General features: G+C 52.8%; 23 protein-coding genes. 9 read left to right on the top strand and 14 right to left on the bottom strand.

Annotated features, from left to right (window positions below; genetic code table 11):
* Positions 1-21 precede the first annotated feature (21 nt).
* Positions 22-864: a transporter substrate-binding domain-containing protein gene (locus ACTHPM_RS15185; protein ID WP_440395534.1), complete on the bottom strand. Its 843-nt coding sequence runs from the start codon at positions 862-864 to the stop codon at positions 22-24.
* A 125-nt stretch (positions 865-989) separates the two neighbouring features.
* Positions 990-1,868 (bottom strand): LysR family transcriptional regulator, encoded by an 879-nt coding sequence (locus ACTHPM_RS15190; protein ID WP_440395533.1) that lies wholly within the window; start codon positions 1,866-1,868, stop codon positions 990-992.
* A gap of 240 nt (positions 1,869-2,108) precedes the next feature.
* Between ACTHPM_RS15190 and ACTHPM_RS15195 the strand changes: the two genes are divergently transcribed.
* Positions 2,109-2,651 carry a GNAT family N-acetyltransferase gene (locus ACTHPM_RS15195; protein ID WP_440395532.1) on the top strand — a complete coding sequence of 181 codons (543 nt, stop codon included), beginning with the start codon at positions 2,109-2,111 and terminating at the stop codon, positions 2,649-2,651.
* A gap of 186 nt (positions 2,652-2,837) precedes the next feature.
* Here the strand turns inward: ACTHPM_RS15195 and ACTHPM_RS15200 are convergent, their stop codons facing one another.
* On the bottom strand, positions 2,838-3,623 hold the full coding sequence (locus tag ACTHPM_RS15200) for a class I SAM-dependent methyltransferase (RefSeq protein WP_440395531.1): 786 nt from the start codon (positions 3,621-3,623) through the stop codon (positions 2,838-2,840).
* Between the two features lie 371 nt (positions 3,624-3,994).
* Between ACTHPM_RS15200 and ACTHPM_RS15205 the strand changes: the two genes are divergently transcribed.
* Positions 3,995-4,327 (top strand): hypothetical protein, encoded by a 333-nt coding sequence (locus tag ACTHPM_RS15205; RefSeq protein ID WP_440395530.1) that lies wholly within the window; start codon positions 3,995-3,997, stop codon positions 4,325-4,327.
* Between the two features lie 83 nt (positions 4,328-4,410).
* Here the strand turns inward: ACTHPM_RS15205 and ACTHPM_RS15210 are convergent, their stop codons facing one another.
* The 3 genes from ACTHPM_RS15210 to ACTHPM_RS15220 all read right to left on the bottom strand — a co-directional run bounded on the left by ACTHPM_RS15210 (position 4,411) and on the right by ACTHPM_RS15220 (position 5,904).
* Complete coding sequence (locus ACTHPM_RS15210) at positions 4,411-5,211, bottom strand: phosphotransferase family protein (RefSeq protein WP_440395529.1); 801 nt, start codon at positions 5,209-5,211, stop codon at positions 4,411-4,413.
* Positions 5,212-5,364: 153 nt separating this feature from the next.
* Complete coding sequence (locus tag ACTHPM_RS15215; protein ID WP_440395528.1) at positions 5,365-5,547, bottom strand: H-type small acid-soluble spore protein; 183 nt, start codon at positions 5,545-5,547, stop codon at positions 5,365-5,367.
* A 51-nt stretch (positions 5,548-5,598) separates the two neighbouring features.
* Positions 5,599-5,904 (bottom strand): hypothetical protein, encoded by a 306-nt coding sequence (locus tag ACTHPM_RS15220; RefSeq protein ID WP_440395527.1) that lies wholly within the window; start codon positions 5,902-5,904, stop codon positions 5,599-5,601.
* 183 nt (positions 5,905-6,087) lie between these two features.
* On the opposite strand from ACTHPM_RS15220, the gene ku reads away from it, so the two are divergent.
* From ku to ligD, 3 genes are all read left to right on the top strand, one after another.
* On the top strand, positions 6,088-7,002 hold the full coding sequence (gene ku, locus ACTHPM_RS15225; protein WP_440395526.1) for a non-homologous end joining protein Ku: 915 nt from the start codon (positions 6,088-6,090) through the stop codon (positions 7,000-7,002).
* A gap of 29 nt (positions 7,003-7,031) precedes the next feature.
* Entirely contained in the window at positions 7,032-7,976 is a 945-nt protein-coding gene (locus ACTHPM_RS15230; protein WP_440395525.1) for an ATP-dependent DNA ligase, read from the top strand.
* A 74-nt stretch (positions 7,977-8,050) separates the two neighbouring features.
* A complete protein-coding gene (ligD, locus tag ACTHPM_RS15235; protein ID WP_440395524.1) occupies positions 8,051-8,941 on the top strand; it encodes a non-homologous end-joining DNA ligase in 891 nt (296 codons plus the stop codon).
* A gap of 348 nt (positions 8,942-9,289) precedes the next feature.
* Here ligD and ACTHPM_RS15240 read toward each other — a convergent pair whose 3' ends face one another.
* Positions 9,290-10,213: a YitT family protein gene (locus tag ACTHPM_RS15240; protein WP_440395523.1), complete on the bottom strand. Its 924-nt coding sequence runs from the start codon at positions 10,211-10,213 to the stop codon at positions 9,290-9,292.
* A gap of 183 nt (positions 10,214-10,396) precedes the next feature.
* On the opposite strand from ACTHPM_RS15240, the gene ACTHPM_RS15245 reads away from it, so the two are divergent.
* Positions 10,397-10,720: a YnfA family protein gene (locus tag ACTHPM_RS15245; RefSeq protein WP_440395522.1), complete on the top strand. Its 324-nt coding sequence runs from the start codon at positions 10,397-10,399 to the stop codon at positions 10,718-10,720.
* A 17-nt stretch (positions 10,721-10,737) separates the two neighbouring features.
* On the opposite strand, the gene cls is transcribed toward ACTHPM_RS15245, so the two are convergent.
* Positions 10,738-12,168 carry a cardiolipin synthase gene (cls, locus tag ACTHPM_RS15250; protein WP_440395521.1) on the bottom strand — a complete coding sequence of 477 codons (1,431 nt, stop codon included), beginning with the start codon at positions 12,166-12,168 and terminating at the stop codon, positions 10,738-10,740.
* Between the two features lie 185 nt (positions 12,169-12,353).
* Here cls and ACTHPM_RS15255 point away from each other — a divergent pair, with 185 nt between their 5' ends.
* Complete coding sequence (locus tag ACTHPM_RS15255) at positions 12,354-13,364, top strand: peptidoglycan DD-metalloendopeptidase family protein (RefSeq protein WP_440395520.1); 1,011 nt, start codon at positions 12,354-12,356, stop codon at positions 13,362-13,364.
* Between the two features lie 9 nt (positions 13,365-13,373).
* Positions 13,374-13,796 carry a bactofilin family protein gene (locus ACTHPM_RS15260; protein WP_440421594.1) on the top strand — a complete coding sequence of 141 codons (423 nt, stop codon included), beginning with the start codon at positions 13,374-13,376 and terminating at the stop codon, positions 13,794-13,796.
* Between the two features lie 122 nt (positions 13,797-13,918).
* Here the strand turns inward: ACTHPM_RS15260 and ACTHPM_RS15265 are convergent, their stop codons facing one another.
* The 5 genes from ACTHPM_RS15265 to ACTHPM_RS15285 form a co-directional block, all read right to left on the bottom strand.
* On the bottom strand, positions 13,919-14,701 hold the full coding sequence (locus tag ACTHPM_RS15265) for an ABC transporter permease (RefSeq protein WP_440395518.1): 783 nt from the start codon (positions 14,699-14,701) through the stop codon (positions 13,919-13,921).
* Positions 14,694-15,608 carry an ABC transporter ATP-binding protein gene (locus tag ACTHPM_RS15270; RefSeq protein ID WP_440395517.1) on the bottom strand — a complete coding sequence of 305 codons (915 nt, stop codon included), beginning with the start codon at positions 15,606-15,608 and terminating at the stop codon, positions 14,694-14,696. Before ACTHPM_RS15270 ends, ACTHPM_RS15265 begins: the two co-directional genes overlap by 8 nt.
* A gap of 411 nt (positions 15,609-16,019) precedes the next feature.
* Positions 16,020-17,009: an LCP family glycopolymer transferase gene (locus ACTHPM_RS15275; RefSeq protein WP_440395516.1), complete on the bottom strand. Its 990-nt coding sequence runs from the start codon at positions 17,007-17,009 to the stop codon at positions 16,020-16,022.
* A 60-nt stretch (positions 17,010-17,069) separates the two neighbouring features.
* Positions 17,070-17,729: a sugar transferase gene (locus ACTHPM_RS15280; protein ID WP_440395515.1), complete on the bottom strand. Its 660-nt coding sequence runs from the start codon at positions 17,727-17,729 to the stop codon at positions 17,070-17,072.
* 273 nt (positions 17,730-18,002) lie between these two features.
* Entirely contained in the window at positions 18,003-18,431 is a 429-nt protein-coding gene (locus ACTHPM_RS15285) for a hypothetical protein (RefSeq protein WP_440395514.1), read from the bottom strand.
* Positions 18,432-18,651: 220 nt separating this feature from the next.
* Here ACTHPM_RS15285 and ACTHPM_RS15290 point away from each other — a divergent pair, with 220 nt between their 5' ends.
* Entirely contained in the window at positions 18,652-19,020 is a 369-nt protein-coding gene (locus ACTHPM_RS15290; RefSeq protein ID WP_440395513.1) for a helix-turn-helix domain-containing protein, read from the top strand.
* 498 nt (positions 19,021-19,518) lie between these two features.
* On the opposite strand, the gene gltB is transcribed toward ACTHPM_RS15290, so the two are convergent.
* Positions 19,519-24,117, bottom strand: coding sequence for a glutamate synthase large subunit (gltB, locus tag ACTHPM_RS15295; RefSeq protein WP_440395512.1), 4,599 nt, complete (start codon positions 24,115-24,117; stop codon positions 19,519-19,521).
* Positions 24,118-24,739: the final 622 nt, after the last annotated feature.

Here is a 24,739-nt window from a genome sequence, read left to right on the forward strand (position 1 = left end):
GGAATCAGGCCTGCTGCCGGCTTATTTAGCGGAATCGGCTGTAAAGTCGGATCCCAGCCACTCCTTGCTGAGCTCGCCCAGCGTGCCGTCCGCCTTCAGTTCCTTAATGGCGCCGTCGATGTCGTCCGCCAGTTTCTGCCCTTCGGGATCGTTCTTGCGGAAGACGAACAAAATGTCCGCTTCGGACAAATCCTCCCCGGTCGTTTTGAGCTTGCCCTGCGGGTCGATCAGCGGGAGCGAGAAATCGGCTCCGACGGTTGCCTCGACGCGCCCGCTCGTGATCTGGCTTACCGAGTCCTTGGCCGCTCCGCTTTGATAGACAATGTGGATCGCATTGTTGTTTGCCTTGTTATAGTTCTCGAGGATCTGCGCTTCGGCGCTCGTGGCGCTGGACAGCACCTTTTTGCCTTTCAGGTCGTCCAGCGATTGGATGGAATCATTGTCCTTCGCCACGATGATCTTGTTTCTCCAATGCGCGTATGGCTCTTTGTTAAACAGATATTTTTGCTCCCGCTCCGGATTCTTTTCCATTTCGTGAGCCACGAAATCTATTTTCTTCGTTTCCAGGCTGAGCAGGAGATTCGTAAATTCCTGGGTCTGCAGCTCGAACTCATACTGTGGGAGACGCTTGTCGATTTCCCGGACCAGTTCCACGTCAAAGCCGGTCAGCTTGCCGTTCTCGTCGATGAAGCAGATTTTCGGGAAAGCCGTTCCCGTGCCCACGACGATTTTTTTCACATTACCGGATGCCGCATTGGCAGTCCCCGCCTTGGCCTCGCCTGCTCCCTTCCCGCTATCCGAACCGCATCCTGCAAGTACCCCCGTGAGCAGCAGCAGTGCGGCTAATGTCCATGATTTACGCATGATCTCATCCCCTTTTTTCTAAAATTAATAATTCCTATAAGTTTAGTATGAATTTGTTGAGACTAACTTTACCGCGATTTGGATCGCGCGTCTAATAGAGTTTTTCTATTCATCAATCCAAATCCTTAATTCGGAGCGTCGACGCGCCATTCCAGCATCGCTTCCGCGATGTCCGCATGCTCGCCGTTCAAGGTGATCAAATGGGTTTGCAGAGCGATGCCCGCGGTTTCGGTAATATCGACCGGGATAAGCAGGCCCGCCTCCACCTCCTGCTGCGCGCAGAGTCCGGGGAGAAAGCAAATACCCGCACGGCCCAGCACAAGCTTCTTCGCGGTTTCCGCGTTATCGACCTGATAGTTGATGTTCGGAGGCTGCTCCAGGCTCTCGAATACCCGATGGATTCGCATCCAGTCCAGAGAGCCGCATTCGAAAAAGACCAGCTTCTCGTGCCGCAAGTCCCGGATCGATGCTCTGCCTGCAGAGGCGAGCGGATGTCCTTGATACACATACAAGCGGATCGGGTCTTCATAAAAAGAATAGGACTGGAAGGCGGGATTCATCAGCTTCCGCACGAATGCCAGATCCAGCTCCCCGGATGACAGCCTGGAGGCGAGTTCGTCCGTTGGTGCCGTCGTCACTTTAACCTTAAGCTCCGTAAAACGTTCATTCAAGCGCATGAGCAGACGAGGCATCACATAATTGGACACCGATACCGTGCAGCCGATCCGCAGTTCGCCCGGCGCCGTCCGTTTGGAATGAAGCAGATGCTTGCCTTTTTGATAGGTCTGGAGGATTTGCTGCGCGTAGGGAAGGAACTGCCTGCCTTTGTCCGTCAGGTGAATCTGCTTGCCAAAACGGTCAAAAAGCCTGCAATCCAGCTCCCGTTCCAGCGACTGAATGCGGGCGGTAACCGTCGGCTGCGTCAGAAACAGGACATCCGCAGCCTTGTTAAAGCTCCCATAGTGATTGATGTACACAAAGGCTTCGATGTTCTCGATATTCAATTCCGTGCACCTCCATTTACATACTATTCTCATTGAAATAGATGGTTTAATTTGTTTTTTCCAATTTATACAGTTGGAATTTTAATGTCAATCATTATTTGTCAGCTTGGGCTCGATCCTTTATAATTGAAATTCTCAATAAGGATATTGATGTTTGTTAATTCATATATGTTTACTAGGTTTAAGGCGTTATACTGAATAAACAAATTTCATCCAAACCTATACAAGGGAGTGAACGCGATGAACGCAGCACAAGAAATCACAATCCGCGACGCCGAGGAATTCGAGCAGGAAGCCATTGCGCATGTCATGCTGGAAGCCTATCAGCAGTATGCGTCGGATATGCCGGAGCCACGCTGGGTGGAATACAGGAATTCGATCCGTCATTCCGTCTACGGCAATGGTCCGTATGCCCGGATTGTGGCCGAAATGAACGGAGAAATTGTCGGCAGCGTCCAGCTGTATCTTACCTCCGAAACCGCTTATGGCAACCCTCACATCAGCATCGATTCGCCGATTATCCGCCTGCTTGCCGTGTCGCCCTCCGCCCGCGGAAAGGGCATTGCCACGCTCCTGATCCGGGAAGCCGCGCGCAGATCGGTCCAGCTCGGAGCCACGGCACTGCATTTGCATACATCCGACATGATGGCCTCGGCCGTACAGCTTTACGAACGTCTCGGATTCCAGCGCGCCATGGATACGGATACCCATAACGGCGAAACCCATGTGAAAGGGTACTGGCTCGATTTAAGGACCACCCCCCTTCTTGAGCGCGTCGTATAACACAAATTCCGCTGATGGATATTCCAGAAATAAAAGAACATGTGCTGTCATATTACTCGACATAACTCGTTAGGCGCCTCTATTCCGGCATTGCTATCCGGATGCGTTTTTCTGAAATTCTAGCTTTAAGCGGACTAAAAAAGGAGGTGCCGGCTCTTCAGCCGGCACCTCCTTGACTTGATTCTTTTATTTTTCAGCCACAATGGTAAACGTTTTGGGAATGCCCTTGTCGAAAACCTCTGACGAAAGATTGGGCAGTTCCTCCAGCGTCTTGATGATCAGACCCGAGTCTGCCACGGAGGTGACGATTTCTCCTAGCGTCCATTTTCGCAAATAGACCGTATTCGAAGCGCTGCTCTCCGCGCCTTCCAGGTATTTCTGGAAAGAGATGTCACTCGGCTCCAGGGAGGTGCTGAAATAATCCCCCGTCACTTTATGCTTACGGATCTTGGCCGTCGTCCCCTTCGAGGTGATCAGCTTCGTGGAAACCGGATGAAAGTCCTGGACGACCAGTCTCCCTCCGGGCTTCAGCAGCCTTGCCGCACAATCAAAAAGGGGCTTCAAATCCTTGAAATAATGCAAAATGCCGTTTTCCATGAAGACTGTATCGTATGAATACCGGAACTCTTCCTCCGGCAGCTGCAGAACATCGGACAGCACATATCTCATTTCGACGCCCGCCGCACGGGCCAACGCCTCCGCATACTGCCGGTTTTCTTCCGAAAAATCAACCACGGTTACCTTCGCTCCAAGCAAGGCCAATGCTACACCCTTCATGCCGTTGGAGCCCATCAGGTTCATGATGCTTGTGTCCTCAACCTTCCCGCCAAAATGCCTGTATAAATGCTTGACGTTTCGAACCGGATCTTGCTTTAAACGTTCAGCAGCCTGTTCCGGCGTTCCGAAACGGTTCTCCCAGGCCTGGTATGCCCCGCCGTTCCATGCTTCTTTATTATGCTCGCTCGCTTCCATGTTTCCCCCGTTGGTATTAGAATGTAAGATTAATTCACGGTAAATACCAATGGTTTCGCCTCCTCCATCGTCCATCGGACTGCATATTTACCATCACTGCATTGGTGGATCACCCGGGGTTCAACCTTAAGCGTTTAGATTTGCCTCAGTTCTAAGCAACCGGTGTTCCTATATTTTATATCTCTTGCAAAAACAACAAAAAGTATTGTACCGCAACAATGCCTTCGCGTAAAAGATATTTTTAAAAGGCCTTGAAGCCGAGGCCCGCTCGCCGTATGTTGTGTAGAATTCAGCCTTTTTACCAGCCTAAGAAAAAGGTATAATGAACAATGATCCACATGATGACAAATCATTTACTTTCGAGGTGAAACATGGGTAAACGGGTTGTACTCACGGGCATGCTCCTGTTGGGAGTTATGGGAGTCATGTTGCTCATTCTGGGAGGCTGTAACTCGATGTCCGACCAGGACAAGGAAAGGGTCCGTGTTACGGAGGATGTCGGCACCCGGTACTTCGCCGATAAATACGGCATTAAAGTCGAATTCACGTATTATAAAGTCACTCCAAAAGGTCTCGCGCATACCGTTGGTCATACGGGACATATCCAGGGAAAAGAAGACCAGGAAGTTTTCATTCTCGTGAACTACGACAATTTGGCTGTCGAAGCTGCGACCGTTCCCGAAGGTGTACAGGCGATCAAATAAACCACATGTTGACAGGCCGACCGGCGACATCCGGGACCGGCCTTTTTGCTTCGCTCGGTATGTCATGAAGCATGTGAAGCATGTTAACCCAGCTGATGCCGGATGAGTTCCAGCAGCTTCTCCTTCTCCGCTGCCGGTATCCATTCCACCAGGCGCGCGGCAGCGACCGGAACCATCCACCTTTCAATTTCGCTAATGGTCATGCCCGAAAGCTTCATGTATTCCTGCAAATAACCTGTCGTCAGCTGCTCTCGTGTTCGGTTAAACAGCTCCTGAATATCCGGAGGGAGCTCTTCCGGCAGCGTTCCGCTCCTTAGCAGCAGGAGCGTACGCGCTACATCGGCCGCCGGGCTCCCGGCCGTTGCCGTCATCCAGTCGATGATCCACTCCTTCGTCCCGATCATGATATTGTCAGGATGATAGTCCCCGTGACATATCGAATGCCCTTCCTCCAGTTGATCCAGCTGCATGCTGATTTGGCGCTTCTCCTTCTCCGTCAACTGCGACGTCTCCGCGATCTTCCCGGCCAGGACGGATTTCTGCCGCTGCAGTCCGTCCAGGCGGTGCTCATGCATCGCCACATGCAGCCGGGCCATACGCCGCGCTTCCGCATCCACGATCCATGGATTGCGTGAAATGGCAGCCAGCATGGTCATGCCGTCCACTTGCTCGTAAACGATGCCGGCACGCCCGTTTCTCTCCAGCATTTCATACGGCTGTGGCACGCTGAGTCCGGAACGGTGAGTCTCCTGGCTGTTCCGGTATTCATCCTCTACAATGCCGAAAGGAATGCCCTCGCGGAACAGCTTAAGCACCCGCCGCGGCCCAAAGGCCAAAAGCTCGGCCGTCCGTCCGGCCCCGATAACTTCTTCATTCTTTCCCATGCTCTCTCTCCTCCGCCCATGAAGACCTCTGACTTACTCTGCATTCATCGTAAACGATAATGAGGCAGTGTTCTATCCTGTTTTTCATGCTTTGTAACGAAAGTTAAAAAAGCCCGCAGCCTTTGGCAGGCTGCGGGCTTGGTCAAATATTCATCAGCCTTCTTGCAGGCGTTCCACATTCACCGTTTGGGTATTGGTCGGGCGCGAACCCACCTGCACCGTTGCCATCCCGTTGGCCTCATCGACGTTTTCGATCCAGACCGGCTGGCCCTCCAGCTTTACGTCCACATTGCGGCTCTTATCCTGATAAATCTCTTGCGCGCGTTTTACGTCCATGCTCATTGAATCTCCTTTTTTATTTATGATAGATTGCAGATTGCTGCCGGGTTACTCGGGGTCCGTTTTGCCTTGAGGCTCCGCCTCGGGAACCATGGCATCCGTCGTGCTGTCACCGATATATCCGTTATCGGCCGTGATCTCGCCACCGCCCAATCCTTCGTTCACCATCCGGTCGATATCGAACATATGGCTTTCATGGGTTACCGCCTGATCCGGCGAGGTCATGCTTTCCCAGTCCACGTCATTGCCGTTAATAAAGCTTGCTTCTTCCATATGCCGCGATACGTTCTCATACCGTTCCAAGGCCAACGCATTAAAATCCTTCTCCTGCTTTTCCCCTTGATCTTTACGCATTACTCAACCTCCTAAACCCGCAGATATGGACTGCCCTGCCATCAGTATGCCCTTTTCGAAAAAAAAGCATGTAAAACAGGCGCATTCCCCCTCATTTCTTCCATTTCAATGTCATAGATTGGGCCAAAAATAGCCATACTAAAAGGAATGAGCAATATGAAAATGCAAAGGAGCGGATAATACATGCATACGGTATGGAAGGGCGCGATCAGCTTCGGACTGGTTCACGTGCCTGTCAAAATGTTTTCGGCGACGGAAGACAAGGATATCTCGATGCGATATGTGCATAAAGAGTGCGGCAGCCCTCTCGCTTATGTCCGCAAATGCCCGGTCTGCGAAAAAGAGGTGGAGTGGGAGGAAATTTCCAAGGGCTACGAATATGAGAAGGGCAAGTTCGTCCTTTTTGAAAAGGAGGAGCTGGAGCAGATCACCGAGCAGGCGAACAAAAGCATCGCCATTTTGGATTTCGTGGATTTATCGGAGATCGATCCGATTTATTTTCAAAAAACGTACTATCTCGCTCCGGACCAGGCGGGCGGAAACGCTTATCAGCTGTTGAAGGAAGCCATGCACCAGAGCGGTAAAATCGGCATCGCCAAAATTTCCATCCGCTCCAAGAGCAGTCTGGCGGCCATCCGCGTGCTGGAGAACTGTCTCGCCATCGAGACCATGTTCTATCCCGATGAAATCCGTCCCGTGGCACAGGTACCCAATCTGCCGGAGAATATTACCGTTAACGAAAAAGAGCTCGGCATGGCCCAAATGCTGATCGAACAGCTGTCCACGCCCTTTGATCCGGAAAAATATACGGACGATTACCGTGAACGCCTGCTCGATCTGATCCAGCACAAGGTGACGGGCGAGGAAATCAAAGTCGCGCCTGCAGCGCCGCAAACCAACGTTATCGATCTCATGGCTGCCCTGCAGGCCAGCATCGAAGCATCGAAGCCGACGCTGGCGACCGATCCCGGCAAGCCCAAGAAGACGGCCAAGACGAAAGCCAAGACCTCGGCCGGGGAAGACAAGCAGGCTGCCGGTGCCGAAGGTCCCAAGCCAAAGCGGCGCAAAACAACCAAGAAGAACGAGACGGTCTCCTAACCCTAACCCGTTCCTGAGGAGAGAATGCCATGAAGCTTAATCCCGTAAAGCCCTTCGAGCCGATCATGACGGAACTCCTGCCCTCCGGGGACAAATGGATCGCCCAGATCAAATGGGACGGCGTGCGCATGCTCGCGTATCATGATGGCACCGATACAGAGCTGGTCAACCGCAAAGGCAACAACCGTACGCACCAATATCCGGAACTCTGGAATACGGCCGATTACTGCACGGCGGATTCGTTCATTCTGGACGGGGAAATCATTGCTTTGGTGGATGGCGTCCCTTCTTTTCATCAGGTCATGCGAAGGGACAGCCTCCGCCAGGAGCGGCAGATCCGGGCACGCGTCTCGCAGGTGCCGATCGTTTATATGGTCTTTGATATTTTGTATTGCAACGGCGAATGGGTGACCGGGAAGCCGCTCCAAGAGCGGCAGGCGCTGTTAGGTCAGGTACTGATCCCGAATCCGCATGTCCAGCCCGTGCCGAGCTACACGGATATCCCTCTGCTCTATGAAGTATCGAAGCAGCATCAGCTGGAGGGGATCGTGGTCAAAGATCTCAGCAGCGTGTACGCCTTGGGCGGAAAGGACAAGCGCTGGCAGAAACGGAAGAACATCCAGGACGTGAACGCCGTCGTCGGCGGCGTTACTTACCGAGACGGAACCGTCAACGCCCTTCTGCTTGGCTTGTACGACGAACAGGGCCGCCTTATCTATATCGGGCATGCGGGAACCGGTAAGCTGGGCGTTGCCGACTGGCGCAGAATCACGAAGGAAGCGGCTGAATTGATGCAGAAGGATAAGCCCTTCGCCAATCAGACGGAACGGCAAAAAGGGGCGTTATGGATCCGCCCCGAGTGGGTGGTGAAGGTTAATTTCCTGGAGTGGACGCCTGGCGGAACCCTGCGCCAGCCGAGCATCCAGGCTTTTGTGGACATGGACCCGCAGGAATGCACCTTTTCCCGGGGATAAGAGTGCATGATTGATGATCCCTCAAGAACAATCCATTGGAGTTTATACCTCCACCTTATTCGAGGAGGCACATTATGCCAAGAACCGTCAAAGGCACCATTACCATCGAAGGCCAAGATATTCCGATCACAAATCCCGACAAACCGCTGTGGCCGGACATGGGCGTAACCAAAGCGATGTACTTGCAAAAGCTGGCCGCGCTCGCACCCTATCTGCTGCGATACTGCCAAAACCGGCTGCTCACGACGATCCGGTATCCGCACGGCGTGCCGGGCGAGTTTTTCTATCAGAAAAACGCCCCGGAGCCGCTGCCTCCCTATGTGAAGACGGCCGAGCAGGAAGGGATCCATTATGTGGTGCTGAACGGCCTCCCGGAGCTGCTGTGGCTCGGCAATCTCGCCGCGCTGGAGTTCCACCCTTCCCTTCATTACGCAGGCAGCACGCTTCCGTGCGAGTGGATGATCGATTTGGACCCTTCGCTGGAAGAGGAGCCGCGGATCATGGAGGCTGCTTCGATCGTCGGCAAGGTGCTGCAATCCCTTGGGCTTACCTCCGTGCCCAAAACATCGGGAGCGACCGGCGTCCAGATCATCGTTCCAATAAACGAAGGCATAACATTCGATGAGCTGCGGGTGATCGGGCATTTCGTCGGCCGATTCGTGACGGAGAAGCACCCGGAGCTGTTCACGCTCGAGCGTCTGAAGAAGAACCGCGGCGACAAAATCTATTTCGACTACCTTCAGCACTACCAGGGAAAAACCCTCGCGGCTCCTTACACGCCCCGGGCCCGGCCCGGCGCTACCGTGTCGACCCCGCTGTACTGGGAAGAGGTCGAGCGCAACGTATCGCCGCTGGACTATCACCTTCTGAACATCGAGGAGCGGCTCAAGAAGACCGGCGATCTGATCGCCGCCGTGCCGCCGCAGCCGGTGGAGCAGGTTATCCGCCATTTGAACGCCAAATAACCCCATAACGCTAACGCTTACGCCTATAGCTTTAATGCATAGTCCCTACAACTTCGCAGGGACCTAAAACACTTTTAAACATCAAAAAGCCCGGAAGATATTTCATCTTCCGGGCTTTTGTTGCTACACCCCCCTGCTCAATAAGGTGTTAGCCTTTGATTGACGCTTACGGAGCGGAGGAGCGGAATCGTTCTGAAGAAGCGCAGCGGTCGCCTTTGTCCCCGGATTTCTACAGTTGTGATATCTTCATTCAAGAAATCCGGGGACAACAGCGATCGGAGGAACGATCCGCACCGTAGCGGTCTCACAAGCGTCGGTCAGCAGCTAACCTTTAGATGAGCACCCCATCTAATGGATATCCTTCTTCTTAAATCTCCCGCCCTTAACGTCATGGATATTACCAACCGCGAGAAAAGCATCCGGGTCCCAGTCCCCGACAATGGACTTCAGTTTGGCTTCTTCCAGACGGGTGATGACAACGAAAATGACCTTCTTGCTGTCCCCGGAGTATGCGCCCTCGCCTTCGAGGTATGTGACGCCCCGTCCCAGACGCGAGGTCAGCGCATCGCCAATTTCCTTATATTTGTCGCTGATGATCCATACGGATTTGGATTGGTCGATGCCTTCGTTAGTGATATCAATCACTTTAAAAGCGATGAAATAAGCGATGAGCGAGTACATGGCATTGTTCCAGCCGAATACGAAGCCTGCGCTCGTGAGGATGAACACGTTGATGAACATGATGATTTCGCCAACGGAGAACGGCGTCTTCTTATTGATCAGAATAGCTACGATCTCGCTTCCGTCCGTCGAGCCCCCTGCACGGATGACAAGGCCTACGCCCGCGCCGAGAATAACACCGCCGAATATGGCAGCAAGCAGCGGATCGAAAGTAATGGGTTTGACGGGCTCAAGCAGCGCCGTGCCGACAGACATGACAAGAACGGCTGCAAGCGTCGAGAACGCAAAGGTTTTGCCAATTTGTTTATAACCGAGAAACAGAAAAGGAATATTGAGTAATGTGAGAAATATACCAAGCGGCAAATGAAAGAGGTGGGCAAGCATAATGGAGATACCGGTGATTCCGCCGTCAATGATGTTGTTGTTCACCAGAAAAATTTCCAGCGCGACGGCAACCATGCCTGCTCCGATCAACATGACAATGATACGCGATAAAACTCTGAGCTTGGAAGTCGGTGCGTTTAGCGGCTTTTGTTCGCCATGCGGCAGTTTAGCCCTGTCCGCTGTGTGGGCATTAGAAGATCCAGCCATCGAATTCCCCCGATTCTTATCAATTTGGTGTGAATATGAACACGAAAGCTCCATCCGAGGGGATGATCTTTTGGAAGCATTTCACGTCAAACGATCCCTCGAATGCGTTTTTCCGTGATTATTCTTCTTATATATTATATCATAGTTTTGCCTGAGTATTAACGCGATGGGAGATTTTCTATCATGAGATCATTATTTTTATTTATTGCTGCCGGTTTGGCAGAGATCGCCGGAGGATATTTGGTATGGCTGTGGATAAAAGAATCACGACCCTGGTGGTATGGTCTGATTGGTGCCCTGGTACTTGTTCTGTACGGCATTATCCCTACGCTTCAGCATTACCCTTCCTTCGGCCGCGTCTACGCCGCATACGGCGGAATATTCATCGTGCTTGCCCTGCTGTGGGGCTGGGGAATCGACAAGAATACTCCGGACCTCTACGACTGGATCGGAGCTGCGCTCTGCCTGGCCGGCGTCGCCGTGATTCTATGGGCTCCGCGTTCCTGAAATCCGAAGCACGGTACCTATAACAGCGGAGACAGCATGCGGCAGAGCATTTCCGCTTTTTTGTGCAGAAAAGGCCGTTCCTGGAATTCCTTCTTCGTCATTTCGCGGCTCACCCGCATATCCTCCTCGAAATCGGCCGTCAGCCGGTCGATCGACGTCTGCTCAAACAGCGCCGCCGTAAGCTCGAAATTGCAAAAGAAGCTGCGCATATCCATATTCGCGGTGCCCACCGATGCCAGCAGATCATCGACGATCATCACCTTGGCGTGAATGAAGCCCTTTTGATATTGAAAGAAGCGGACGCCGGCCAGCAGCAGTTCTTCCACGTAGGATAGCGAGGCCAGATGCACCAGTCTGGAATCCGATTTCCACGGGATAATAATGCGCACGTCCACGCCGCTGACCGCGGCTGTTTTCAGTCCCTCGTAAATTCCCGGATCCGGGATGAAATAAGGTGAGGTGATCCATATTCTTTTTTTGGCAACGGTAATTGCCGAGAAGCACAGCTCCTGAATCGCATTCCAGTCCTGATCCGGCCCGCTGCTGACGATTTGGATCTGCTCGTCGCACTCGCATTCATGCTCCGGATACAGAGCGGGCTCGACGATCTTTTCCCCTGACGCCAGCTGCCAGTCATTCAGGAACACGTTTTGCAGGAAATAAACGGCATCCCCCTCGATCTCAAGATGCGTATCCCTCCAGTACCCCATGTTCGGATATTGGCCCAGGTAGTCGTCCCCCACATTAATTCCGCCGACAAACCCCTTTACACCGTCTACCACGATAATTTTGCGATGATTGCGGTAATTGATGCGCCGGTCGATAAAGGCCAGCAGGGGCGGCAGAAAGAAGTGGAATTCCACGCCTGCTTCCTTCAGCTTGTCCACGAATTCGCGCTTCAGCTTGTAGCTGCCCAGCCCATCGCACATGAAACGGACCTTAACCCCTTCCTTCGCCTTGCGGATCATGATCTCCTGAAACCGGGTTCCGATCACGTCATGCCTGAAAATATAAAACTCGATATGTATATGCTCCTTCGCCGCTTCCATCGCCTTCAGCATCGCGCCAAAGGCCTCTTCGCCGTCCGTAAGCACCCGGCTTGCATTGCAGCCCGTGATCGGGCTTTCGGAAAGCCGCGACAGCAGATTGAAGAGACGTTCCTGGTGCCTGAATTCCGGATTATGCATGGCTTCCAGTTCTGTCACCGTCTCCACCTGATTCCACAGAAGAGAGCGCATCTGCCGGAACAGCCGGGAGCCCCGGGTACGGACCCGCCGACGGGATTTATAGTCCTGGGCCACAAAATAATAAACGACGAAGCCGATGATCGGGCAGCAGAAAAGAATGAACATCCAGGCGACCGTTTTGGATGGATTGCGGAACTCAAGCAGCAAAATTGTGGCGATCTGAAAAATAAAAACAATGAGTGCGAACACCAGCCACACCATAGGGCAGCCTCCTTGCTGATAGATAGTGCGGATCGGTTATGCAACAAACCGAGACTTCTTTATTCTTACCCTTCCGGACACCCCGCAGACGCAGGCGAACGGGTAACATTTTAGACATGTTCCGAGCTTAATTCGAATACATAGATTATAAGACAAGTATAATGACGCCAAAGAAAGGAGCTGCCATGAAAAGTGCAACCGCTAATCGACGAATGACGCTTCTGGTCATGCGGGATGCCCAGCATTCGGTCAAGCAGATTCATCTGTCCAAACCACTGATGTTGGCTGTGCCCGCAGCCGCCGTCCTCTCCCTGTCCGGTCTCGTTCTTGCCATGCAGGCCCATTCCTCGCAGGTCATTTCCAAATTGGAGCACAAGGTGACGCTCGAAAGCGCAAAGAACTTTCAACTGCAAAGCTCGGTCAATAGCCGCGAGCAATCCATCGAGCGCCTGCAGAACGAAATCATCAAGCTGTCTTCCCAGGCCAAGGACATGCAGCTGAAAATGGAGCAGGTGGATGAGCTGGAGCAGCAACTGCAGCAGTTTATCGACAAGCACGGCGCCGGCATATCCACGGACGGTTCCAAGAATAAAGTGTCTTCCCTGTCCTGGGATGCTTCAGAACATGTCGGGGGCGAATATGTAGCCGTGCATGAGAACGATATGCTGGATCTGGCCCAGGAGACGAAAGACGACTTTCAGGAAATGCAGGAGCTGCTGAAAACGATGGAAAGCCACATTCCTCATACGCTGAAACAAGCCCAGGAAACGCAAACGCAGATTTCCGGCAACCCGACGTTATGGCCGACCGTCTCCAAGGTGCTCACCTCCAGCTTCGGCTACCGGACCGATCCCTTTACCGGCAAAGCCACCTTCCACGCGGGCATTGATATTGCCGGCGAGAACGGCGGACCCGTCTATGCCGCGGGCACCGGCAAAGTCGTTGCGGCAGATGAAAGCGGCGCCCGCGGCCGCTATGTCATCGTCGAGCATCCGAACGGGCTCCAGACCTGGTACATGCATCTCAGCAAAATCCAGGTGGACGTAGGCGACGCCGTGGATAAAGGCGAACAGATCGCCCTGCTGGGCTCCACCGGCCGCAGCACCGGTCCGCATCTTCATTTCCAGGTCGTCAAGCAGGATAAGCCGGTGAATCCGCTCCCTTATATTCGTTCATCCTCATCCCAATTGAATTAAGGAGGTCCCATGTTGAGCAGATCCAAAGCATCCAAAAACAGCTTCCTGCCCACCGATTCCCTGATCGGTAGAGGCACCGAGGTGGAAGGCGCCCTCGCCTGCGAGGCGAATGTGCGCGTAGAAGGCAAATTCAACGGAGTTATCGAGAGCCGTGCCTGCGTCACGATCGGCGAGCATGCCGAAGCCCGCTCGGATATCAGCGCGAGGGAAGTCATCATTGCCGGAAAGGTGTACGGGGATGTTCAGGCGGAAGGCAAGCTGACGATCACTTCCACCGGCCAGATGTTCGGGGACGTGCTCGCCGCTGCCTCCCTCGTGATCGCCGAAGGCGGCATACTGCATGGCGCCAGCAGAATGGAGCCGAAAAAGAGTGAGCAGACGGACGCGCGGCCTGCGGTCGACGTGCATCTGGTGGAAACGGAGGCCGGCTGATGGGATAAGCATGTGATTCCTCGGATGCTTATACGTTCTTATCTCTTAAAAAGCCCGCCGCGGCGGAGTGTGCATCATCAACACACTCCTTCCCGCGGCGGGCTTTTGAGCCGGCATAAGCGTTATGCGGCGACGTCCCTTTTATTAAACACGTACCAGGATATAGCGAGGAAAACAATGTAATACACGGCAAGCACGGCAAGCGAGAATCCGAGCGTGATGCCTCCAGGCCCCACATCATTTTGCATGTAAGTCGTGAGGTCCATATGCGTAAAGATCAGATACTTGGCCCATACATAACGCTCAGGATTGAACAGCGTCGTAAAAATACCCTTGGTGAACATGATGAACAGGGCCAATCCGATCGCAAGTCCTCCTGCACGGAATACAGTCGACAGCATAAACGCGATCGCAACCGTGATAAATAAGTTTACATAGGCGCACAAAATGTATTCCAGCGTAAAAGCGAGACCGCTCTTGCCCGGAGGGAACATGCCGGTGCCCGAGTCGCCGGAGAACAGTATACCCGAGATCAGAATCGATACACCGGCAAGAAGCACCGTGCACAGCAAACTGAACAGAACGACCGAAACATATTTGGAAAGCAGAATTTTCGAGCGGCTCCACGGCCTGATGAGCAGCAGCTTAATCGTTCCCCAGGAAAACTCGCCCGCCACGGAATCCGCGGCAATAATGACCGAGAAGATCGTGCACAGGAAAAAAGTGAAGGTCGAGCTGAGCACCACGCTGTCCCACATCGATGTGTTTCCTCCGGAGTCCACCATAGAGAACAGCACCGGAATGAGTAAATTCACGGCAACGAGAATGCCCAGCATGACCCATGTCCGCACACGCCGGTATATTTTCATGTTCTCATTTTGCACCAGACTGAAAAAATTACCCAATCGGGTCACCCCCCGTCATTTCCAGGAACTGCTCTTCCAGCGAACGGGTGACGGTATGTATGCCATACACCTTGATGCCTGCCTGCACCAGCCTGGCGTTCATTTCCGCGATTTCGTCACGATGCAGCCTCAAAGTAATCAATCCGTCCTGACGGACACCGCCTTCGAGGACCAATAACGCTTTGTCGGGCTCATCCACCACAAAGCCGGTTTCCACCGCAGCGGACTGCCCTGCCTCGCCGATGTCTTTAAGCGACCTCACATCGATCAGACGTCCGTTCTGTATGATGGCCACACTATCGCACATGAGTTCCATTTCGGAGAGCAGGTGGCTGGAGACGAACACCGTCGTCCCTTCCTCATGGCACAGCAGCCGAAGGTAATCGCGAAGCTCCCTGATCCCTTGCGGGTCCAGACCGTTCGTCGGTTCATCCAGAATCAGCAGCTTCGGACGGTGCAGTATCGCCTGGGCCACGCCAAGCCGCTGCCGCATCCCGAGCGAGTAGGTTTTCACTTTGTCATGGATCCGGTTACTTAGACCTACGAGCTTGACGACCTCCTCGATCCGCGCGTCGGTAATACCGGTCATCATCCGGGCAAAGTGGCGTAAATTCTGGTATCCTGTCAAAAACTTGTACATTTCCGGATTTTCGACAATGGCCCCCACATTCGAAACGGCCTCCTCGAAATGATCCTTGATGCTGAAACCGCAAATTTTGATATCACCCTGACTGATTGAGGTTAAACCAACCATCATCCGGATCGTCGTGGTTTTCCCGGCGCCGTTGGGTCCGAGGAAACCGAATACCTGTCCGGACGGAATGTCGAGCGTAACGTTCTCCACCAAGGCTTTGGAGGAAACCCTTTTCGTCACGCCTTCCAGCCGAACCACCGGTTCATGCTGCATTCACTTCACTCCTTATCGTAGGTTATCGCCTCATTGTAGCATATCCCTTTTGCAAATGCCCCAAATACTGGTATTTTGTCTCTTTTTCCCCCTGGTTATAACAAGTTACGCAACACCCCAAAGGAACACTGGTACGATAGTACCCCGTCCGGAAAATGTACTTTGTGTCCGATACTGGCACCATTCTTTCACAGCACAGGCAATAAACGTACTGCTGATCGTTCATCGGAACCGACTTCCTCTCCTTTGGTATAAGGCAGGTAAAAATGTAGCAATAAAACCACAAAAGGCTACGAATCGTATCATTACCAGAAATCTACAACATTCTCCGTTTCATGTCAAGATATTCTGCATAAAAACAAAGAACCGCCACGGCTTCCGGCCCATGACGGTTCCTATTCAGCTTGTGGATTACTGCAGATGGTCTTTTATCAACTGATGAATCCGGTTTTGTTCCTTCTCGCTCACCCGGTAATACCATATTCCCTTGATCCGTTCACCTTGGCCGCTAATCTCCACCTGGTCAATCTGCTTCAGGTCGGAACGGTAATCCGTCAGAAAGGTCTTCATGTCTTCAAAGGTGATATCCGTCTTAACGCTGTCCCCTACTTCATCCAGCAGTGATTCGATCTTGACCACATTCGTGATTTTCAGCGAGTTTTTAATGACCTGCTGCAAAATTTGCCGCTGCCTCGTGTTTCGCCCCATATCCCCGCGCGGATCATCATAACGCATCCGGGAATACAGAAGCGCTTCCTCCCCGTTCAGTTGAAGCTCCCCCTGATCGAACTGATGCCCTTCATAGAAGAATGCAAAGGGGTTGTTCACCTCTACGCCTCCCATGGAATCGATCAAATGAGCGAAGCCTTCCATGTTCACTTTAATGTAGTAGTTCACCGGATAATCGAGAAAATGCTCCACCGTCTTGACCGACATGCCGACGCCGCCAAACGCGTAGGCATGATTGATTTTGTCCACCGTACCGTGTCCGATAATTTCTGTCCGCGTATCCCGGGGAATATTGAACATGAGAATGCTTCTCTTCGCCGGGTTCACGGTCAGGAAAATCATCGCATCCGAGCGGCCGCGGTCATTTTCCCGCTCATCCACCCCCAGGACGAGCACCGTAAACGGCTTCTTCTCCTTCAGGTTAAAGGGCTGCGCAGCTTCTTCTTTCGCGGGTTTGGGCTCTTGGGCAGCATTCCCGCCAACCGCCGCGGTAGTGGCTGATGGGGTGTTTCCTTTCGTGCTGACCGGCTTTGGCTGTGCCCCCTCATCCCTCGCTTCATAGATCTGGTGGGCTGTCGTTTTGACGGATTGATAAATGTATGCCGTAAATCCGGCCGCTCCCAGTACGGCAACGACAAAGATGGACGTTAGGATTACAACCCATTTTTTCATGAATCGTTGTTTCCACCTTTCATGTACATCCCATGCTCGGTAAGCATAGCTTTCGTGGGATCAGTAGGCGTTATCCGCTCCAAAGAGCACTTTGACGGTCTTGCACATAATAAGCATATCCATCAACAAGGATTGATTGCGTATGTATTCGAGATCAAGCTCCACCATTTCCCGGAACCCCACATGGTTTCTGCCGCTGATTTGCCATAGCCCCGTACAGCCGGGCACAACCAGAAGCCTCAGCATGTCATAGGAGGTATAGTCGCGGACTTCCCTTGGCAGCGGCGGTCTCGGTCCCACCAGACTCATATCGCCTTTGAGCACATTGACGAGCTGCGGAAGCTCATCCAGACTGGTCTTGCGGATAAAGCGTCCCACGCGGGTAATTCTCGGATCATTCTTCATTTTAAACATCGCTCCGCAGACCTCATTCTGGTCCATCAGCTTCCCGAGCATCTTCTCGGCATCGCTGACCATGGAGCGGAATTTGTACATTTTAAAAGCTTTCCCGTTCTTACCGATCCGCGTCTGGGCAAAAATAACGGCTCCTCTGGGATCCTCCAACTTGATCAGAAGGGCAACGAGAAGCAGTAAGGGCAGTAATATTACGAGCCCGGCAAGCGAAAAGCATACGTCCTGAATTCGTTTACTGATCCAAAAGAAGTTTCGGTTCTTTACTTCAAACCGCGGTATCGCTTCAAATTGACGGCCGGCATCCATCGTATTTTTTAACGGATTCATGCTCATCGGGGGCCTATAGGGTAGAGGAAATATAAAGAAGAATTGTTAAGGGGAGCGCTGTATTGTTCAGAACGGCTTGTTTACGATCATCATTCATAAGGCTCAAGATCCATCCCTCGCTTAATAGATTGGGGTTCCCGATTCTGCGGCTTTTTGCAAAACACGCTGCAAAAGCACTATGCAGCCCTTTGATAAATATAGTAAAATGACTTTATCCCATTCATGCTAATCCCAGGATTTGTGAAAAAATCCTTACGTACACATATCGAGCCATTGCCCGCTGCCCTTCTCGTTCATGAGGTTCATGTAAAAATCATATTTTTGTATTCCGACTCTGCCGCCCATTACGGAACGGGTGATTTTTTTTGCCATGTTCACCTCTCCGTGCTCTTCGGGCTCCAGAAGGACTCCATACTGTATGGCATCGGTCAGGCTATCTTCTTTCCAGAGCAGCTTGCCGTACGTACGGCAAAGGAGCTTCCCCTCGCACACGATATCGAAGCAGAGCCGTATTTCAGGTACGAGCGGGAAATTCAAATCGCTGATAAATATGAGCATCCGGGACTCGACTTCCCATAGAACGACCGGACGGGAACGGTTCAGTACGACCGAAGTTGCACCGATTTGATGAATGGATATGTACATTTGGAGCTGTACGCCATATGCCGTCAACATATTCATGGTTTCGACCCTGCCTTATGGTATAAAAATAAGAACTTGGAACTACACTGGTTATTGATACATATTGTTTTGACTAGATACAAATAGTATCAATTACATGTTTTACTTTACGATACAATTTGTAACAAGTCAATCCCTTTTTACTCTTATTAGATCGTTTATGATACAATTCGTTACTTTGATTTAAGCAACCATGAAGGCTATCGGAGGAGGTTAATTCATGAACCAAGATAATCGCATCGCAGAACTGCGGGACCAACGAGGATGGACTCAGGAGGAATTAGCCCAATCGATCGGCATCACGAGAGCCGCACTCTCCCATTATGAAAAAAACCGCCGTAAACCTGATTTTGAAATCCTGACCAAACTTGCCGATAAATTCGAAGTGTCCATTGACTATCTGATTGGCCGCACGAATCAGGCCAAAGTGGTCATGGATCAAGGGGTCCGCGATTTCGTGGATCAATTGGAGCTTTCTGATGAAGATCTGCTGGAGCGATTCAACCTGACGGTTGACGGCCGCAGCCTGACAGAGGAAGAGGCGAGGCGGTTTATCGCTTTTGTGCGCATGGAGCGTTCCATGAAATGAGAAAAACACCCCGGCGACCCTATCGGCTGCCGGGGTGTTTTTTTGAAAACGACGTAATTCATATGCTTTTGGTTCATTTTATTGATCTTGTTGGTTGATGTAGTTATGCCAGCTCTCGGGGTGTATCCCGCATTGCTCAAGCACTTTCAGGATATCCAGTTGTGTCTGTGCCGAATGCTTATCATTGGACCGGACTTCGGTACCAAATTCCTTCTCATCGCTCATTGAAGACACCCTCGCTCCACTCATCAATTTAACAATATAATCTCAGATTACTGCTTGAATACCCAAAAACAGGTCATATAGAACCTGATCGGATAGGACTTTTTAATTATAATCGATGTGTTTCTATGATGCTGTCGTCTGATGGAGTGTTTGTCTTACGATTCCAGTTCTATTTTTGTCGAAAAAAATGGGCCTGTGATTTAAGTCTCCATTCGGAGCCAAAATCACAAACCCGTATTGAATCAAGCCTGCATGTTCATGTAAAACTTATGACTAATGACTGCCGGTTCTGGCCAGCTCCCGCATGTTGGCTTCAAAAGCAGCCAGCAGCGCCGCTTCGCCGGTCAATCCTTTCTCTTGAACCTTGCGGATATGCTGCGTCATCCGTTTGTAATCCTTCGGAATGACTCGGACGAAGCTCTCCAGGTTTTGCCCCCAGTTCTCCAGAACCTTGAGTCCCAGATCGCTTCCGGTATAAGACACGTGCTTCTGAATCAGCTGCTTCAGCTCTTCCGCTTCTTCAGCTTCCTCTACCCGCTCCAGCAGCACCATTTCCAGGTTGCAGCGCTGAATGAAGGTATTCTCCGGATCATAGACGTAGGCGATGCCGCCGGACATGCCTGCCGCAAAGTTGCGGCCTGTTCCGCCAAGCACGACGACGCGTCCGCCCGTCATGTATTCGCAGCCGTGGTCGCCGACGCCTTCGACAACGACGGCAGCGCCGGAGTTGCGGACAGCAAAGCGTTCGCCGGCAATACCGTTAATGTAGGCTTCACCGCTCGTCGCTCCGTAAAAAGCGGTGTTGCCGATGATGATATTCTCCTCGGCTTTGAAGGTCGATTTGTCCGAAGGCTTCACGATCAGCTTGCCGCCGGACAGGCCTTTGCCCGTATAGTCGTTGGCATCGCCGATAACGGTCAGGGTCATGCCCTTCGGCACGAATGCCCCGAAGCTCTGGCCGGCCGTGCCCGTGAACGTGAAGGAAATCGTATCCTCCGGAAGCCCGGCTGCACCGTATTTCCGCGTGACCTCGCTGCCCAGGATGGTGCCGACCGCGCGGTCCACGTTCGTAATCGGCAGCGTTCCCTGCACGGCAGCGCCGCTTTCAAGGGCAGGCGCGCCCATGTTCAGCAGGTAGCGCATATCCAGCGTTTCTTCCAAGCCGTGATTCTGCGTCTGGCTGTTGAAGCGTGTGCTGCCTTCCGGCATTTCCGGAACGTGCAGCAGCGCGGACAGGTCGATGCCCTGCTTCTTCCAGTGCTCGTTCACGACTTCCGCATCCAGGCAGTCGGTACGGCCGATCATGTCCTGAATCGTACGGAAACCAAGCTCCGCCATCAGCTCGCGCAGATCCTCGGCCACGAATCTCATGAAGTTCACGACATGCGCCGGATCCCCCATGAAATGCTTGCGCAGTTCCGGATTCTGCGTTGCCACGCCGACCGGACAAGTATCCATTTGACATACGCGCATCATGATGCAGCCAAGCGCAATGAGTGGTGCCGTGGAGAAGCCGTATTCTTCGGCTCCCAGCAGCGCCGCTACCGCGAGGTCGCGGCCGTTCAGCATTTTGCCGTCCGTTTCGAGCACGACGCGGTCGCGCAGATTGTTCAGGATCAGCGTCTGATGCGTTTCAGCAAGTCCCAGCTCCCACGGCATGCCTGCATGGCGAATCGAGCTTTGCGGCGACGCGCCGGTACCTCCGTCATAACCGCTCACCAGAATGATGTCGGCTCTGCCTTTGGCGACGCCTGCGGCAATCGTGCCGACGCCCACTTCGGACACCAGCTTCACGTTAATATTGGCACGAGGGTTCGCGTTCTTCAGATCATAGATCAGCTCCGCCAAATCCTCGATGGAGTAGATATCATGATGCGGAGGCGGAGAGATCAACCCGACTCCCGGCGTTGAGCCCCGGACCTCGGCAACCCACGGGTACACCTTGCGTCCAGGCAGCTGTCCGCCTTCGCCAGGCTTGGCGCCCTGAGCCATCTTGATCTGAATCTCATCGGCATTGACCAGATAGTTCGACGTCACGCCGAACCGGCCCGATGCAACCTGCTTGATCGCGCTGCGGCGGGAGTCCCCGTTCGCATCCGGGATGTAGCGGGCAGGGTCTTCGCCGCCTTCGCCCGTGTTGCTTTTGCCTCCGATACGGTTCATGGCGATCGCCAGGCTTTCATGCGCTTCCTTGCTGATTGAACCGAAGGACATGGCCCCCGTCTTGAAGCGGCGCATGATCGACTCAATCGGCTCGACTTCATCAAGCGGCACCGCAGGACCCGCAGGTTTCAATCTCAGCAGGGAACGGATCGTCATCTTCTGCTCGTTCTCGCCCTGTACCAGCTTGGCGTATTTCTTGTATACTTTGTAATCGCCGGTGCGAACCGCCTGCTGCAGCAAATGGATCGTTTGCGGGTTGAACAGATGCTCTTCCCCGTCTTTGCGCCACTGGTAGTCGCCGCCGGAATCCAGCACCTTATCGTTTCCGTCCTTATCCGTAAAGGCCCGGTTATGATGCGCGAGCGCTTCGGCCGTCACTTCCTCGAGGCCGATGCCTCCAATGCGGGACGGCGTGCGCGTAAAGTATTGCTCAACGAATTCCTCTTTCAGGCCGACCGCTTCGAAAATTTGCGCTCCGCGGTAGGACTGGATCGTGGAAATGCCCATTTTGGACAGTATTTTAACGACGCTCTTGGTCGAAGCTTTAATGTAGTTTTTGACCGCTTTCTCATGAGTCACGCCGCGCAGCAGCCCCTGCCGGATCATGTCGTCCAGCGTTTCGAACGCCAGATACGGGTTGACCGCGCTGACGCCGTAGCCGAGCAGGAGCGCATAGTGATGCACTTCGCGCGGTTCGCCGGATTCCAGCAGGATGCTTACCTTCGTGCGCGTCCCCTGGCGAATCAGGTGATGATGCAGGCAGGATACCGCAAGCAGCGCCGGGATGGCCGCATTCTCGCGGTCGACGCCGCGGTCGGACAGAATCAGGATATTATGCCCTTTGCGGATGACCCGGTCGGCCGCTTCGCATAATCCGTTCAGCGCCTCGCGCAGGCCTTCCGCTCCGTCCGCAGCCGTAAAGAAGATCGGGATCGTCATGGACTTGAAGCCCGGACGGTGCACATGACGGATCTTCGCAAAATCTTCGTTGGAAAGGATCGGCGTATCCAGACGGATCTGGCGGCAGCTTTCCGGCTCGGGATGCAGCAAATTGCGCTCCGGTCCGATCGTGGTGCCCGTCGCCGTAATGATCTCCTCGCGGATCGCGTCAATCGGCGGGTTCGTCACCTGCGCGAACATCTGCTTGAAGTAGTTGTACAGCCGCTGCGGCTTGTCGGACAAGACGGCCAGCGGAGCATCATAGCCCATCGATGCGAGGGCTTCCATGCCCGTGGAGGCCATCGGCTCCAGCACCTTGCGCAGCTCCTCGAATGTGTAGCCGAACGCAAGCTGCAGCTGTGTCACGTTGTCATGCTTCGGATTCGGAAGCTCCGGCGCATCCGGCAATTCTTCCAGGTTGATCAGATGCTCGTCAAGCCATTCGCGGTAAGGCTCTTCCGAAGCGATCTGTGCTTTGACCTCCTCATCGGAAATAATGCGCCCTTCCTTCGTATCGACCAGCAGCATCCGGCCCGGACGCAGGCGGTCCTTGTACAGCACGTCCTCCGGAGCGATGTTGAGTACGCCCGCTTCGGAAGAAAGCACAATCAGGTCATCTTTGGTTACGTAGTAACGGGAAGGTCTGAGGCCGTTGCGGTCCAGAATCGCCCCGATCTGCACGCCATCCGTAAACGCCATGGCTGCCGGGCCGTCCCAAGGCTCCATCAGGGTGCTGTGATATTCGTAAAATGCTTTTTTCGTGTCTCCCATGCCTTCGTCGTTATTCCAAGGCTCCGGCACCATCATCATGGCCACATGAGGCAGGGAGCGGCCGCTCAGGTACAGAAATTCGAACGTATTGTCGAACATCGCCGTATCCGAACCGTCCGGGTTGATGACTGGCTTCACCTTGTCCAGGTCGCTGCCGAACACGTCGCTTTTGAAAAGGGATTGGCGGGCATGCATCCAGTTCACGTTGCCGCGCAGCGTGTTGATCTCGCCGTTATGAATCATGAAGCGGTATGGATGCGCGCGTTCCCAGCTCGGGAAGGTGTTCGTGCTGAACCGGGAATGGACGAGCGCGATTGCGGTTTCGACCCTTTCGTCCTGCAGGTCCAGATAGAATTGACCCACCTGCACGGTCGTCAGCATGCCTTTATATACGATTTTCCGGCAGGATAAGCTGGAAATGTAGAAGGAATCTCCTTCCGGCGTTCCACCGTAACGAATCGCGAGCTCCGCGCGTCTGCGGATAATGTACAGCTTACGCTCAAAATCCAGATCTTCTTTCAGGTCAGCGCTGCGCCCGATGAACACCTGACGGACGTATGGCTTGGCTGCCTTCGCTGATTTGCCCAGCATTTCATCAAAGGTCGGCACATCGCGGAAACCGAGGAAGGTCTGGCCCTCCTCCTTAATAATCTGAATCAGCCGGCTCTCATGAGCCTCACGAACGGCCTCATCATGGGAAAGAAACAGCATGCCAGCTCCGTACTGGCCTGCTTCGGGAAGTTCAAAACCAAGCCTTCCAGCCTCTTCCGCAAAAAAGCGGTGAGGAATCTGCAGCATAATGCCGGCTCCGTCACCGGAATTAGGCTCACTGCCCTGGCCGCCGCGATGCTCCATATTCTCCAGCATCGTCAGCGCCTGGCTAACAATCTCATGGGAAGCCCGGCCCTTAATATGAGCAACAAACCCCATGCCGCAAGCATCTTTTTCAAATTGCGGATCATAAAGTCCCTGTTTAGGGGGAAGTACCGTATGTCTCATGGAAAGCAACCTTTCTATCTTCAGAATGAATAATGACGTAAATCCGGGTACACCAAAACAACACCACGGGCGACAACATTGGCTACAAGGACAAAACAGTGACTATTAACTGGGGAATGGGGTAAACGTACAACAGCGGACAACCTTGTTGTATTGGGGAATGGTCATGCTAATATCGATATTTATTCAGCAAGAATTGGTTTTTTTATTTTAACACTGCCCTTTGGTCTGCGCAATTTAAAGTTTTTATGATGCTGATAAAGAATGCTTTGCATCGACGCATTAAAGTCCTCGCTAATTAAATAGCAGTATCGTGAATAATTATTCAGACTTTGGGTGAGTTTCCCTCTATTACATTTGATGTGAGATGCTCCACGTACGAATCATTCCTCCAATCGCTGTTGTTACCAAATTTATTTTATAATTATTATCGGTTTAAATTCGGTAACAAAGGCGACCGCTAACGCTTTTTCGGAATCGATTCGTCCGCTCCGCTGCTTCGAAGCAAAGCATTAAGTACCTAATCATCCTACTTGTGGATTTATTGACACGTTATCAAAGTCCCAAACCTGAAATCCGTTATGCAGCCTCCAAATCATAAAAAGGGTTACCCCAAAGCCTA

Origin of the sequence: Paenibacillus sp. SAFN-054 (genome assembly GCF_051966755.1) — a bacterium.
Classification (GTDB): domain Bacteria; phylum Bacillota; class Bacilli; order Paenibacillales; family Paenibacillaceae; genus Paenibacillus_AQ.